The 14292-nt window shown below is 69.2% G+C and carries 11 protein-coding genes and 1 tRNA gene; 7 read left to right on the forward strand and 5 right to left on the reverse strand.

The genetic code is table 11. The features are described from left to right. Positions 1–322 precede the first annotated feature (322 nt). From AVL59_RS36940 to AVL59_RS36960, 5 genes are all read left to right on the forward strand, one after another. A complete protein-coding gene (locus AVL59_RS36940; protein WP_067318183.1) occupies positions 323–1534 on the forward strand; it encodes a branched-chain amino acid ABC transporter substrate-binding protein in 1212 nt (403 codons plus the stop codon). Positions 1535–1643: 109 nt separating this feature from the next. Then, on the forward strand, positions 1644–2582 hold the full coding sequence (locus AVL59_RS36945) for a branched-chain amino acid ABC transporter permease (protein WP_067313394.1): 939 nt from the start codon (positions 1644–1646) through the stop codon (positions 2580–2582). 5 nt (positions 2583–2587) lie between these two features. Then, a complete protein-coding gene (locus AVL59_RS36950) occupies positions 2588–4369 on the forward strand; it encodes a branched-chain amino acid ABC transporter permease (protein ID WP_067318185.1) in 1782 nt (593 codons plus the stop codon). Between the two features lie 6 nt (positions 4370–4375). Then, positions 4376–5269: an ABC transporter ATP-binding protein gene (locus AVL59_RS36955; protein WP_067313395.1), complete on the forward strand. Its 894-nt coding sequence runs from the start codon at positions 4376–4378 to the stop codon at positions 5267–5269. Continuing rightward, a complete protein-coding gene (locus AVL59_RS36960; protein ID WP_067313397.1) occupies positions 5266–5982 on the forward strand; it encodes an ABC transporter ATP-binding protein in 717 nt (238 codons plus the stop codon). Before AVL59_RS36955 ends, AVL59_RS36960 begins: the two co-directional genes overlap by 4 nt. 157 nt (positions 5983–6139) lie before the next feature. Here the strand turns inward: AVL59_RS36960 and AVL59_RS36965 are convergent, their stop codons facing one another. Continuing rightward, positions 6140–6796: an ANTAR domain-containing response regulator gene (locus AVL59_RS36965; RefSeq protein ID WP_067313399.1), complete on the reverse strand. Its 657-nt coding sequence runs from the start codon at positions 6794–6796 to the stop codon at positions 6140–6142. Between the two features lie 100 nt (positions 6797–6896). Here AVL59_RS36965 and AVL59_RS36970 point away from each other — a divergent pair. Beyond that, positions 6897–6971 (forward strand) — tRNA-Leu (locus AVL59_RS36970). Between the two features lie 76 nt (positions 6972–7047). Here the strand turns inward: AVL59_RS36970 and pyk are convergent. Both pyk and AVL59_RS36980 read right to left on the reverse strand, forming a co-directional pair. After that, the gene (gene pyk, locus AVL59_RS36975; RefSeq protein ID WP_067313400.1) at positions 7048–8484 is read right to left on the reverse strand and encodes a pyruvate kinase; all 1437 of its coding nucleotides are present in this window, start codon (positions 8482–8484) and stop codon (positions 7048–7050) included. A 154-nt stretch (positions 8485–8638) separates the two neighbouring features. Next, positions 8639–9334, reverse strand: coding sequence for an SIMPL domain-containing protein (locus AVL59_RS36980; protein WP_067313402.1), 696 nt, complete (start codon positions 9332–9334; stop codon positions 8639–8641). Positions 9335–9483: 149 nt separating this feature from the next. Between AVL59_RS36980 and AVL59_RS36985 the strand changes: the two genes are divergently transcribed. Next, positions 9484–11289: a bifunctional metallophosphatase/5'-nucleotidase gene (locus AVL59_RS36985; RefSeq protein WP_067313404.1), complete on the forward strand. Its 1806-nt coding sequence runs from the start codon at positions 9484–9486 to the stop codon at positions 11287–11289. Positions 11290–11322: 33 nt separating this feature from the next. Here AVL59_RS36985 and AVL59_RS36990 read toward each other — a convergent pair whose 3' ends face one another. Next, positions 11323–12738 carry a lysine N(6)-hydroxylase/L-ornithine N(5)-oxygenase family protein gene (locus AVL59_RS36990; RefSeq protein ID WP_067313405.1) on the reverse strand — a complete coding sequence of 472 codons (1416 nt, stop codon included), beginning with the start codon at positions 12736–12738 and terminating at the stop codon, positions 11323–11325. Continuing rightward, positions 12738–14123 carry a pyridoxal phosphate-dependent decarboxylase family protein gene (locus tag AVL59_RS36995; RefSeq protein ID WP_099053182.1) on the reverse strand — a complete coding sequence of 462 codons (1386 nt, stop codon included), beginning with the start codon at positions 14121–14123 and terminating at the stop codon, positions 12738–12740. Before AVL59_RS36995 ends, AVL59_RS36990 begins: the two co-directional genes overlap by 1 nt. Positions 14124–14292: the final 169 nt, after the last annotated feature.

The following is a 14292-nucleotide window of genomic DNA, read 5'->3' on the forward strand; positions in this document are numbered from 1 at the left end:
GCAGCAACGGTGACGCGTAATCACCAAAACCACTGAGACACCTGAACAGATCATGGTGAATCCTGCAGGTTCTCAGAATGCGGACGGGGCGAATCGGCCTGAATTCCAGCTTTCCCCCCGCGCTGCACCGCTCTGCATTACCTCGTGTCATAACAAGAGCGTCACAGCCTTGGTCAAGCTCTCCTCCACGTTCCCCACACACGCTTAGAGTCACGGCCAGTCACCGCTCCACCGCGAGTGCGGTACCGGCGCGGCACCCGTCGTTCCTCGACAGAGGGGGCGAACGTGCCTGCGGAAAGGATCGATTGTGCGACAGCGTTCTCTGGTGATTCTTACCTCCGTGCTGACCACCGGAGCTCTGACCCTCACCGCTTGTGGCTCCCGCGACAAAGACAACAAGGGTGGCGGTGACGGTGGCAACGTGACGGTCACGATCGGCGTCGACGCCCCGCTGACCGGCCAGAACTCCGCGACGGGACTCGGTATCCAGTACGGCGCCCAGATCGCCGTCGACGACGCCAACAAGAACAAGACCGTCCCGGGCGTCACCTTCAAGATCAAGGCCCTGGACGACAAGGCGATTCCGGCCACCGGCCAGCAGAACGCCACCCAGCTCGTCTCGGACAAGAACGTGCTCGGCGTCGTCGGCCCGCTCAACTCCGGTGTGGCCACGCAGATGCAGCAGGTCTTCGCCACGGCCAACCTGGTGCAGATCTCGCCGTCCAACACCGCGCCCGAGCTGACCCAGGGCAAGAACTGGCAGACCAGCAAGTCCCGTGCGTTCAAGACCTACTTCCGCACCGCGACCACCGACGCGCTGCAGGGTGCCTACGCGGCGGACTACGCCTACAACGGCATCCACAAGAAGAAGGCGTTCGTCGTCGACGACAAGCAGACCTACGGCGCGGGCCTCTCCAAGATCTTCAAGGAGCAGTTCACCAAGCAGGGCGGCAAGGTCATCGGCACCGACCACATCAACGTGGGCGACCGCGACTTCTCCACGCTGGCCACCAAGATCAAGAACTCGGGCGCCGACCTGCTGTACTACGGCGGCCAGTACGACGAGTCCCAGGTGCTGACCAAGCAGCTCAAGGACGCCGGCGCCAAGATCCCGCTGTTCGGCGGTGACGGCATGTTCACCCCGACCTACATCAAGACCGCGGGCAAGGCGGCCGAGGGCGACCTGGTGACCTCGATCGGTGTCCCGGTCGACACCCTGCCCGCCGCCAAGGACTTCGTGGCCACCTACAAGGCCAAGAAGTACCCCGGTGACTACGGCACCTACGGCTCCTACGCCTACGACGCCACCACGGCGATCATCAAGGCGGTCGCCTCGGTCGTGAAGGACGGCAAGATTCCGGACGACGCCCGCGCCCAGGTCGTCGACGGTGTCCAGAAGAGCTCCTTCGACGGCATCTCCGGCAAGATCGCGTTCGACGAGTACGGCGACACCACGAACAAGCAGCTGACCGTCTACCAGGTCACCAAGGGCGCGTGGAAGTCCGTCAAGAGCGGCGTCGCCAACCCGAAGTAACCAAACCGAACTCTCCGCACCACCAGGGCCGCGCGGCGCAGACCACCGTCACCGCGCGGCCCGCCTTCTACGCCCCCCTTGACTCTCCCCACCACATGGAGGCCATGCGGTGAACACCCTGCCGCAGCAGCTGGCCAACGGGCTGTTCCTCGGCTCGATGTACGGGCTGATCGCCATCGGCTACACGATGGTGTACGGCATCGTCCAGCTCATCAACTTCGCCCACGGCGAGATCTTCATGACCGGAGGTTTCGGCGCCCTCACGGTCTACCTCGTCCTGCCGGACGGCATATCCATGTGGATAGCCCTGCCGGCGATGCTCATCGGCGGCGCACTGGTCGCCGTGCTCATCGCCGTCGGCGCGGAGCGCTTCGCCTACCGTCCACTGCGCGGCGCACCACGCCTCGCCCCCCTGATCACCGCGATCGGCCTGTCGCTCGCTCTGCAGCAGGCGGTCTTCAACTGGTACCACGTCGACGGCGACGCCAAGTCCGCCCGGGTCTTCCCGCAGTTGCCGTTCGGCCCGCTGCACATCGGCTCCGTGACCGTGCAGAGCGGTGACGTCTTCCTGATCATCGCCGCCCCGCTGTGCATGGCGGTCCTCGCCTTCTTCGTCCGGCTCTCCCGCACCGGCCGCGCCATGCAGGCCACCGCCCAGGACCCGGACACCGCCCAGCTGATGGGCATCGACACCAACCGCATCATCGTCATCGCCTTCGCCATCGGCGGCTTCTTCGCCGCCGTCGCCGGTGTGTCGTACGGGCTCAAGTACGGTTCCGTCTCCTACGACATGGGCTTCATCGCCGGTCTGAAGGCGTTCACCGCGGCCGTCCTCGGCGGTATCGGCAACATCTACGGTGCCATGCTCGGCGGTCTCGTCCTCGGCGTGGCCGAGGCCATGGCCACCGCGTACATCTCCAACATCCCCGGCATGCAGCAGCTCGGCGGAGGCGGCTGGGCCGCCGTGTGGGCCTTCGTCCTCCTCATCCTCGTACTCCTCTTCAGGCCACAAGGCCTGCTCGGCGAACGCGTCGCGGACAGGGCGTGAGCAGCATGACCGACACCACCACCAAGGCTCCGGCCGCGGCCGGGCGCGGGCCCGTCCCGCTGCCCGCGGCAGTCGCCCGGCTGCTCATCGCCGTCGGCGCCGTGGGCACCATCGCCAGCACCTTCCTCAGCTGGACCTGGACGCCCGACTTCCCGGGCGACCTGACCTTCTACGGCTACCCGGCCGGCCTGCAGATCCTCGCCCTCGTGGGCGGAGCCCTCACCCTGCTGTTCGGGCTCACCCTGTGGAACGTGAAGGGGCTGCGCTGGCTGAACCCGGCGAACGCCACCTCCCCCGTCCTGCTGACGGCCCTGTCGGCCTTCGCCGTCTGCTGGTTCACCGGCATCGCCATCGCCGTCGACCTCGGCGGCCTGGTCAACCTCGACCCCGGTGGCTTCGTGGCGATGGCGGCCTCCGCGCTGCCCGTCGTCGGCGCCCTGGCCCTGCCCCACCCGGCTCCGGGCACCGGCGTCCGCGGCTACCTCACCAAGCCCCAGCAGCCCCGCCCCGGCAAGCTGTCCCCGCTCGCCGAGCGCGGCATCATCACCGCCGGCACCGCGATCGCCCTGGTGGCCTTCACCTACGGCATCGGCATCGACAACGACGCCAGCGAGACCTTCATCGGCTTCCTGCTGCTCCTCGTCTTCGCCGCCTGGGGCCTGATGCACACCGGTCTCGTCGACCGCTTCGCGACGATCTCGGCCCAGCACAAGGCGTTCGCCTCGACGCTCGCCTTCGTCGCCGCGGTGGTCTTCCCCTTCACCCAGAGCGACGACCACAACGCCAACGTCGGCGTGAACATCCTGATCTTCGCCACCGTCGCCCTCGGTCTGAACATCGTCGTCGGCCTCACCGGTCTGCTCGACCTCGGTTACGTCGCGTTCCTCGGCGTGGGCGCCTACGCGGCCGCCCTGGTCTCCGGTTCGGAGTACTCCCGGTTCTCCGGTGTGCACTTCCCGTTCTGGGCCGCCGCCCTCACCGGCATGGCCGCCTCGCTGGTCTTCGGTGTGCTGATCGGTGCGCCGACCCTGCGGCTGCGCGGCGACTACCTGGCCATCGTCACGCTCGGCTTCGGTGAGATCTTCCGTATCACCGTCAACAACCTCGACGGTGACTCCGGACCGAACATCACCCGCGGCCCCAACGGCATCACCCAGATCCCGGACCTGAACATCTTCGGGTTCAACCTGGGCGAGGCACACGACATCGGCGGGTTCACCCTGGGCCGGTTCGCCAACTACCTGTTCCTGATGCTCATCGTCACGGCGATCGTCGTGCTCGTCTTCACCCGCGCCTCCGACTCCCGCATCGGCCGCTCCTGGATCGCCATCCGCGAGGACGAGACCGCCGCCACCGCCATGGGCATCAACGGCTTCCGCGTCAAGCTGGTCGCCTTCGCCCTCGGCGCCTCCCTCGCGGGCCTCGCCGGCACGGTGATGGCGCACGTCAACTACAGCGTGAACCCGCAGCCGTACCAGTTCGCGGGCGCCGCCCCGCCCAACTCGGCCTTCCTGCTGGCCGCCGTCGTCCTCGGCGGCATGGGCACCGTCAGCGGCCCGCTGCTCGGCGCGAGCGTGCTCTACCTGGTCCCGGAGAAGCTCCAGTTCCTGCAGAACTACGAGCTGTTCGCCTTCGGTATCGCGCTGATCCTGCTGATGCGCTTCCGGCCGGAGGGCATCATCGCCAACCGCCGCCGCCAGCTGGAGTTCCACGAGACCGGCCAGCTCGACGTCCCGGCGCAAGCGACGCTGAGCGACGATCCGGCCGTCACCAAGGCAGGGGCGTGAAGAACCATGACGACACCTGTACTCGAAGCCCGTGACGTCACGATGCGCTTCGGCGGTCTGACCGCCGTCCGGTCGGTCGACTTCACGGTCAACAGCGGCGAGATCGTCGGTCTGATCGGCCCGAACGGCGCCGGCAAGACCACCTTCTTCAACTGCCTCACCGGCCTGTACATCCCCACCGAGGGCACGGTCGCCTACCAGGGCAAGGTGCTGCCGCCCAAGCCGCACCTGGTGACCCAGGCGGGCATCGCCCGTACGTTCCAGAACATCCGGCTCTTCGCCAACATGACCGTCCTGGAGAACGTCCTCGTGGGCCGCCACACGCGGACCAAGGAGGGCCTGTGGTCCGCGCTGCTGCGCGGCCCCGGTTTCCGCAAGGCCGAGAAGGAGTCCGAGGCGAAGGCCATGGAACTCCTGGAGTTCGTCGGCCTCGCCGCCAAGCGCGACCACCTCGCGCGCAACCTGCCCTACGGCGAGCAGCGCAAGCTGGAGATCGCGCGGGCGCTGGCGAGCGAGCCGGGCCTGCTGCTGCTCGACGAGCCGACGGCCGGCATGAACCCGCAGGAGACCCGGGCCACCGAGGAACTGGTCTTCGCCATCCGGGACAAGGGCATCGCCGTCCTCGTCATCGAGCACGACATGCGCTTCATCTTCAACCTGTGCGACCGCGTCGCCGTGCTCGTCCAGGGCGAGAAGCTCGTCGAGGGCACCTCGGACGTCGTCCAGGCCGACGAGCGCGTCGTCGCCGCCTATCTGGGTGAGCCCTTCGAGGGCGACCCCGGGGAGGCGGAGGCCGCCGAGGTCGAGGCCGCGGAAGCCGCCGCCGAGGCCCAGTCGGCCGACGCGGAGAGCGCGGAGGCGGACAGCACCACCAGCACCACCAAGGGAGAGACCCAGTGACCGCACTGCTGGAGGTCGAGGACCTCAGGGTCGCCTACGGCAAGATCGAGGCCGTCAAGGGCATCTCGTTCAGCGTCGAGGCCGGCCAGGTCGTCACCCTCATCGGCACCAACGGCGCCGGCAAGACGACGACCCTGCGCACTCTGTCCGGTCTGCTCAAGCCCATCTCGGGAAAGGTCGTCTTCGACGGCAAGCCCCTCACGGGCGTCCCCGCGCACAAGATCGTCGCGCTCGGGCTCGCCCACTCCCCCGAGGGCCGGCACATCTTCCCTCGCCTGACCATCGCCGAGAACCTCCAGCTCGGCGCCTTCCTCCGCAAGGACAAGGAGGGCATCGAGAAGGACATCCAGCGCGCCTACGACCTCTTCCCCATCCTCGGGGAGCGCAGGAAGCAGGCCGCCGGCACCCTCTCGGGCGGTGAGCAGCAGATGCTGGCGATGGGCAGGGCGCTGATGTCCCGGCCCAAGCTGCTGATGCTGGACGAGCCGTCCATGGGTCTGTCGCCGATCATGATGCAGAAGATCATGGCGACGATCACCGAGCTGAAGTCCCAGGGCACGACGATCCTGCTGGTCGAGCAGAACGCGCAGGCGGCGCTCTCGCTCGCCGATCAAGGGCATGTCATGGAGGTCGGCAGCATCGTGCTGTCGGGGACCGGCCAGGATCTGCTGCACGACGAGTCCGTGCGCAAGGCCTATCTCGGCGAGGACTAGACGCTCCGCCGGCAGCGGCGTGCACAGCCACGGGTCCGTCGTAGCTGGTCGCGCCCCGCGGCGAAGCCGCTGATCGACGCAGTCCCGCGCCCCTTGAGGGGCGCGGAGGCCCGCGCCCCCTTCTCCGGGGCGCGGGCCTCTTCGTTCAACTGCGGGGTCAGCCCTTCTTGGCCGCCTTCTTCTCCTCGTTGTCCGCGATGACCGCCTCGGCGACCTGCTGCATCGACATGCGGCGATCCATGGAGGTCTTCTGGATCCAGCGGAAGGCGGCGGGCTCGGTCAGGCCGTACTCGGTCTGCAGGATGGACTTCGCGCGGTCGACCAGCTTGCGGGTCTCCAGCCGCTGGGTGAGGTCGGCGACCTCCTGCTCCAGCTGCTTCAGTTCGGTGAACCGGGAGACGGCCATCTCGATGGCCGGTACCACATCGCTCTTGCTGAACGGCTTCACCAAGTAGGCCATGGCGCCCGCGTCCCGGGCCCGTTCCACCAGGTCACGCTGGGAGAAGGCGGTGAGCATCAGGACCGGGGCGATGGACTCCTCGGCGATCTTCTCGGCGGCGGAGATGCCGTCCAGCTTAGGCATCTTCACATCGAGGATCACCAGGTCCGGCTTGTGCTCCCGGGCCAGCTCCACGGCCTGTTCTCCGTCGCCCGCCTCGCCGACGACGGTGTAGCCCTCCTCCTCCAGCATCTCCTTCAGGTCGAGGCGGATCAGGGCCTCGTCCTCGGCGATGACGACACGGGTCGTCAGCGGAGGCACGTGCGACTTGTCCTCGTCGGGCGCGTCTACGGGCTGGGGCGACTCGGCGGTCACGGGGGCTCCTCGTTCAGGGCACGGGTGCTGCTTACAAGAGCCTACCTAGCTACGGTATGGTGGACGCGCGGAGGGTCGGGGGAAACCTTTGATTCTGCGAGCCCCGGTAGCCCAATTGGCAGCAGGCAACGGATTCAAAACCCGTACAGTGTCGGTTCGAGTCCGACTCGGGGCACTTTTCCTTGGATTCCAAGGTCAGCGTTTTGAACGGGCCCCTCCTCATGAGGGGCCCGTTGCCGTTCCTCGGGGCGCTACTTGGGGCTGTCGTCCTCGGCGATGTGGTGCACCCGGACCATGTTGGTCGAGCCGGAGACGCCGGGCGGGGAGCCCGCCGTGATGACCACGACGTCGCCCTTGCGGCAGCGGCCGTACTTGAGCAGCAGTTCGTCCACCTGGTCGACCATGGCGTCCGTGGAGTCGACGGGCGGGCCGAGGAAGGTCTCCGCACCCCAGGTCAGGCTGAGCTGGGAGCGGGTGGCCGGCTCCGGGGTGAAGGCCAGCAGCGGGATGGGCGAGCGGTAGCGGGACAGCCGGCGGGCCGTGTCTCCCGACTGGGTGAAGGCCACCAGGAACTTCGCGCCGAGGAAGTCGCCCATCTCGGCGGCGGCCCGGGCGACCGCGCCGCCCTGGGTGCGCGGCTTGTTCCGCTCGGTCAGCGGCGGAAGGCCCTTGGCGAGCAGGTCCTCCTCGGCCGCCTCGACGATCTTCGCCATGGTCCGCACGGTCTCGATCGGGTACTTGCCGACGCTGGTCTCGCCGGAGAGCATCACCGCGTCCGTGCCGTCGATGACCGCGTTGGCCACGTCCGAGGCCTCGGCCCGGGTCGGGCGGGAGTTGTCGATCATCGAGTCCAGCATCTGGGTGGCCACGATGACCGGCTTGGCGTTGCGCCGGGCCAGCTTGACGGCGCGCTTCTGCACGATCGGCACCTGCTCCAGCGGCATCTCCACGCCGAGGTCGCCGCGCGCGACCATGATGCCGTCGAAGCAGGCCACGATGTCGTCGATCGCGTCGACGGCCTGCGGCTTCTCCACCTTGGCGATCACCGGGAGGCGGCGGCCCTCCTCGTCCATGATCCGGTGGACGTCCTCGGCGTCCTTGCCGGAGCGGACGAAGGACAGGGCGATCACGTCGAAGCCGGTGCGCAGCGCCCAGCGCAGGTCGTCCTCGTCCTTCTCGGAGAGGGCGGGCACGGAGACGGCGACGCCGGGGAGGTTCAGGCCCTTGTGGTCGGAGACCATGCCGCCCTCGACCACCCGGGTGTGCACCCGGGGCCCGTCGACGGCGGTGACCTCCAGGCAGACCTTGCCGTCGTCCACGAGGACGCGCTCGCCGGGAGTGACATCGGCGGCGAGGCCGGCGTAGGTGGTGCCGCACCGGTGGCGGTCGCCCTCCACGCCCTCCTCCACGGTGACCGTGAAGGAGTCGCCGCGTTCAAGGAGTACGGGGCCTTCGCTGAAGCGGCCGAGCCGGATCTTCGGACCTTGAAGGTCGGCGAGGATTCCGACGCTGCGGCCGGTTTCGTCGGCCGCCTTTCGTACGCGCTGGTAACGCTCCTCGTGTTCGGCGTGAGTGCCGTGGCTGAGGTTGAACCGGGCGACGTCCATTCCGGCCTGGACCAGTGCCTTGATCTGGTCGTACGAGTCGGTGGCGGGCCCCAGAGTACATACGATCTTTGCTCGGCGCATGATTCGACCCTAGGCCTTACCCGTCGGTAGAGAATCCGGGCTACATGACCACTCAACAACCTTTGCGTAAAGGGTTATTGACAAGTGTTGAATTGTGCGGCGACCCGCTCCTATGAGCGATTTTTTTCGGGCGTCACATCTCGGCCCGCGCAATTCACAGCCGTGGCGGCACCAGAGTGAATTGCGCGCTGATCTGAGCGGTCACGCGCAGACGTGAGGGTTCCAGATCGAGAGGCTCGGCCACTTCGGCCGTATCGGCCATGCTCATGCGGCGGACACTCCGCCCGAAGGCCGCGCCGGCGGGCCGTGGGCGCTCGGCGCCGGTGTCGGCCAGTTCGACCAGGGCGGCGATCGAGGTGCCCAGCGCCTCGGCGTACTCCCGGGCCCGCTGGACCGCGTCGGCGACCGCCCGCCGCCGGGCCTCGGCATGCACCGGCGAGCCGGGACGCAGGGACCACCAGGGGCCGTCGACCCGGGTCAGCTCCAAGTCGGCGAGTCGGGTGGTCAGTTCACCGAGGACGGTGAAGTCGGCGAACTCGGCACCGAGGTGGACCCGGCCCTGATAGCTGCGCACCCGCTCGCCCCGGCCGTGCTCGGTCAGTTCGGGGGTGATGGAGAAGGCGCCGGTGGACAGCTCCTCCACCGCGTCCCCGCAGGACTTCACGAGGTCGAGCACGGCGGCGTTGCGACGGGTGAGGTCGTCGAGGGTGGAACGCCGGTCGCGGCCGCGGGCGCTCACCGTCACGCCGATACGGGCGACCTCGGGTTCGACCTCGAACTCGGCCTCGCCGCGGACGACGAGGAGGGGAGCGTCGGGGGTGCCGTACGGGGCGGCGGCCTGAGAGGTCATACGCCCCACTCTGTCACGCACCTCCCGCTTCGGCGGCCGCAGTTCACCCGACAGGTCACCTGATCGCAACCTCGTGGACCTGTTGCGGCACGTCATGCTCAGGTCAGAATCTACGCGCGTCGTTGACCGTTTCCCAAGGAGATCAAGAGATGCCGTTGAACCGCCGGAAGTTCCTGAAGAAGTCCGCCGCGACCGGGGCGGGAGCGGCGATCGCCGGTGCGACGGCGGCTCCGGCGGCCGAGGCGGCACCGGTCGCGCGGCCCGCCCGGCACATGAAGCGGTACTCCCTCACCGTCATGGGCACCACGGACCTGCACGGCCACGTCTTCAACTGGGACTACTTCAAGGACGCGGAGTACGCCGACAAGGCGGGCAACGCGATGGGCCTGGCCCGGATCTCCACCCTGGTCGACCGGGTCCGCGAGGAGAAGGGCCACTGCAACACGCTGCTGCTGGACGCCGGCGACACGATCCAGGGCACCCCGCTGACGTACTACTACGCCAAGGTCGACCCGATCACCGCCAAGGGCGGCCCGGTGCACCCGATGGCCCGGGCGATGAACGCGATCGGGTACGACGCGGCGGCCCTCGGCAACCACGAGTTCAACTACGGCATCGAGACGCTGCGGAAGTTCGAGGACCAGCTGGACTTCCCGCTGCTCGGCGCCAACGCGGTCGACGCGAAGACGCTGAGGCCGGCCTTCCCGCCGTACTTCATGAAGAAGTTCCATGTGCCGGGCGCCCCTCCGGTCAAGGTCGCCGTCCTCGGCCTCACCAACCCGGGCATCGCGATCTGGGACAAGGCCCATGTGCAGGGCAAACTGGCGTTCGAGGGCCTGGAGGAGCAGGCCGCGAAGTGGGTTCCGAGGCTCAAGTCACTGGGCGCGGACGTGGTCGTCGTCTCGGCCCACTCGGGTACGTCGGGCACGTCGTCGTACGGCGACCAGGTGCCCTACGTGGAGAACGCGGCCGCCAATGTGGCCAGGCAGGTGCCCGGCATCGACGCGATCCTGGTCGGCCACGCGCACGTGGAGATCCCGGAGCTGAAGGTCACCAACGAGCGGACGGGCAGGACGGTCGTCCTGTCGGAGCCGCTGTGCTACGCCGAACGGCTGACCCTCTTCGACATCGAGCTGGTCTTCAGCAAGGGGAAGTGGGAGGTCGAGTCGGTCTCCGCCTCGCTGCGCGACTCCAACACGGTCGCCGACGACCCGAAGATCACCAAGTTGCTGAAGGACGAGCACGCGAAGGTCGTCGCCTATGTCAACCAGGTGGTGGGCCGGGCGACCGAGACCCTGACGACCGTCGAGGCCCGCTACAAGGACGCCCCGATCATCGACCTGATCACCAAGGTCCAGGAGGACGTGGTCAAGACCGCGCTCTCGGGCACCCCGTACGCCTCGCTGCCGGTGATCGCACAGGCCTCGCCGTTCTCCCGGACGTCCGAGATCCCGGCCGGCGACGTGACCATCCGGGATCTGTCGAGCCTGTACGTGTACGACAACACGCTCGTCGCCAAGCTGCTGACGGGCGCGCAGCTGCGGGCGTACCTGGAGTACTCGGCGGAGTACTACGTCCGTACGGCCGCCGACGCCGCCGTCGACGTGGAGAAGCTGACGAACGCGGGCGGCCGTCCGGACTACAACTACGACTATGTCTCGGGTCTGTCGTACGACATCGACATCGCCCAGCCGGCCGGGTCCCGGATCAAGAACCCGACCTTCAAGGGTGCCGCGCTGGACGACGCCCAGCAGTTCGTGCTGGCGGTGAACAACTACCGTGCCAACGGCGGCGGGGCCTTCCCTCATGTCGCGTCGGCCAAGGAGCTGTGGTCGGAGTCGACGGAGATCCGCACCCGGATCGCGGAGTGGGTCACCGCCAAGAGCGTCCTGGACCCGAAGGACTTCGCGTCCGTGGACTGGCAGCTGACGCGGAACGGCACTCCGGTCTTCTAGAGACCCGGCTCCGCCCGCGTATCGCCTGCCCTGTCACCTCCCCTCGACGAGCGGAATCAGCTGCTTCGCCTTCCTGGGGTGCGGAACCCTGCCCAGCGGCTCCTGAAGTCCGAACGTGGTGAAGGCCGTTCGGGTCGGCAGCGGGTACGCCTCCCTGCCCGTGAGGGAGTTGAGGATGGTGGCGCTGCGCCAGGCGGCGAGGCCGAGGTCGGGGGCGCCGACGCCGTGGGTGTGCAGCTCGGCGTTCTGGACGTACACCGATCCGGTCACCGAGGGGTCCGTGACCAGCCGGAAGTCCTCCTCGACACGCGGGCGTTCGCCGCTGTCGCGGCGCAGGTAGGGGTCGAGTCCGGCGAGGATGCGGCCGAGGGGGCGTTCGCGGTATCCGGTGGCGAGGACGACGGCGCCGGTGGTGAGCCGGGAGCGGCTGCCCTGCTGGAGGTGCTCCAGATGGAGTTCGACCTTGGTGGTGGCGATGCGCCCGGCGGTGCGGACGCGGACGCCCGGGGTGAGGACGGCGTCGGGCCAGCCGCCGTGCAGGGTGCGCCGGTACAGCTCGTCGTGGATGGCGGCGAGGGTGCCGGCGTCGATGCCCTTGTGCAACTGCCCCTGGGCGGCGACGAGCCGGTCGCGGACGGGTTCGGCGAGGGCGTGGAAGTAGCGGGTGTAGTCGGGGGTGAAGTGCTCCAGGCCGAGCTTGGAGTACTCCATCGGCGCGAACGCCTCGCTGCGGCCGATCCAGTGCAGTTTCTCCCGGCCGGCCGGGCGGTGGCGCAGCAGGTCGAGGAAGACCTCGGCGCCGGACTGCCCGGAGCCGACGACGGTGACGTGGTCGGCGGCGAGGACGGCGGCGCGGTGTTCGAGGTAGTCGGCGGCGTGGACGACCGGGACGCCGGACGCCTCCACGAGGGGCTTGAGGGGGTCGGGCACGTACGGGGCGGTGCCGACGCCGAGGACGATGTTGCGGGTGTAGGTGCGGCCCAGGGACTCGGCCTCGCCGTCGGCGCCGAGCTGGGCGAAGTCGACCTCGAACACGTCGCGTTCGGGGTTCCAGCGGACGGCGTCGACCTGATGGCGGAAGCGCAGTCCGGGGAGGTTCTGGGAGACCCAGCGGCAGTAGGCGTCGTACTCGGCGCGATGGATGTGGAGGCGTTCGGCGAAGTAGAAGGGGAAGAGCCGCTCCCGGGTCCGCAGGTAGTTGAGGAAGCTCCAGGGGCTGGTGGGGTCGGCGAAGGTCACCAGATCGGCGAGGAAGGGCACTTGGACGGTGGCGCCCTCGATGAGCAGGCCCGGGTGCCAGGCGAAACCGGGGCGCTGTTCGTAGAAGACCGCGTCGAGGTCGGCCAGCGGGTGGGCGAGCGCGGCGAGCGAGAGGTTGCACGGTCCGATGCCGATGCCGACCAGGTCGCGGGGGGAGTCCGGCTCTTGGCGTGGCGAAGGGATGGTCATCAGAGGGTCGTTCCTTCGGAGGTCGGTCCTTCGGGGGTCGTTCCTTCTACGAGCTTGAGCAGCTGGGCCAGTTCGTCCGGCCGGGTGTGGGGGTTGAGGAGGGTGGCCTTGAGCCAGAGGCGGCCGTCGGGGCGGGCCCTGCCGAGGACGGCCCGGCCCTCGTGCAGCAGCCTGCGGCGTATCGCGGCCACGGCGGCGTCGTCGGCGTCGACGGGCCTGAAGAGGACGGTGCTGATGACGGGCCGGTCGTACAGCTCGAAGCCGGGGTGGTCCTGGACGAGGGCGGCGAACGCGCGGGCGCGGGCGCAGACCTGGTCGACCAGGTCGCCGAGGCCGCTGCGGCCCAGCGTCTTCAGGGTGACGGCGATCTTGAGGATGTCCGGGCGGCGGGTGGTGCGCAGCGAGCGGTCGAGCAGGTCAGGGAGCCCGGCCTCGGTGTCGTCGTCGGCGTTGAGGTAGTCGGCGTGCTGGTGGAGTACGGCGAGCTCGCGGGGCCGGGCGACGGCGAGCAGGCCTGCGGCGACCGGCTGCCAGCCGAGCTTGTGCAGGTCGACGGTGACGGTGTGGGCGGCTTCGAGTCCGGCGAGCTTCTCGCGGTGCCGGTCGCTGAAGACGAGGCCCCCGCCGTAGGAGGCGTCGATGTGCAGGCGGGCGCCGTGTGCGGTGCACAGGCCGGCGATCTCGGGCAGCGGGTCGATGAGGCCGGCGTCGGTGGTGCCGGCGGTGGCGGCGACCAGCAGCGGACCGGAGAGCGCGGTGAGGGCCTCGTGCACGGCAGCGGGGTCGAGGACGCCGTTCGGGGTGGGGACGACGATCGGGTCGGGCAGGCCGAGCAGCCAGGCGGCGCGCGGCAGGGAGTGGTGGGCGCCCGCCCCGCAGACCAGTTGGACGCCGCCGCCGTGGGTCTCGCGGGCGAGCAGCAGGGCGAGGTGGTTGGATTCGGTGCCGCCGGTGGTGACCAGGGCGTCGGCGAGGCCGATCTCGTGCGCCAGGGCGCGGGTGACCTCGGCCTCCAGCACGGAGGCGGCCGGGGCCTGGTCCCAGGAGTCCAGGGACGGGTTGAGGGCGCTCGCGGCCAGGTCGGCGGCGGTGGCGACGGCGAGCGGCGGACAGTGCAGATGGGCCACGCACAGCGGTTCGGCGGGGTCGGCGGCACCCTCGGCGAGCGCGTGGACGAGGGCGCGCAGGGCGCCGGGGTCGCCGTCGTCCGGCAGTACGTCCCCGAGGACGTCGGCGACGCGTGCCGCGACGCTCCGGGGCCCTCCGGCGGGCAGCGGTCCGCCGCGCGCCCGGCCCCCGGCCGTGAGCGCGTCGAGGACGGTGTCCAGAAGCTGACGGAGGGCTTCGGGGCCATCGGGTCCTGAGGCCAGGGGCGGCGTACTCACGGGCTCTCCTCCGGGGCGCGGGGGCAAGGGGACGTCCATGCGGTTTCCGGCCTGTACGACGGCTGTTGCGCGAACGTTCGACTGCGGGGGCGGGAGCTTGCGTACGAGGGGTCGTGTACGGGCGCTTCTGTACGGTGACTTCCATCTTGTACGGGAAGATGGCCGCGCG

This window comes from Streptomyces griseochromogenes, assembly GCF_001542625.1.
Taxonomy (GTDB): Bacteria; Actinomycetota; Actinomycetes; order Streptomycetales; family Streptomycetaceae; genus Streptomyces; species Streptomyces griseochromogenes.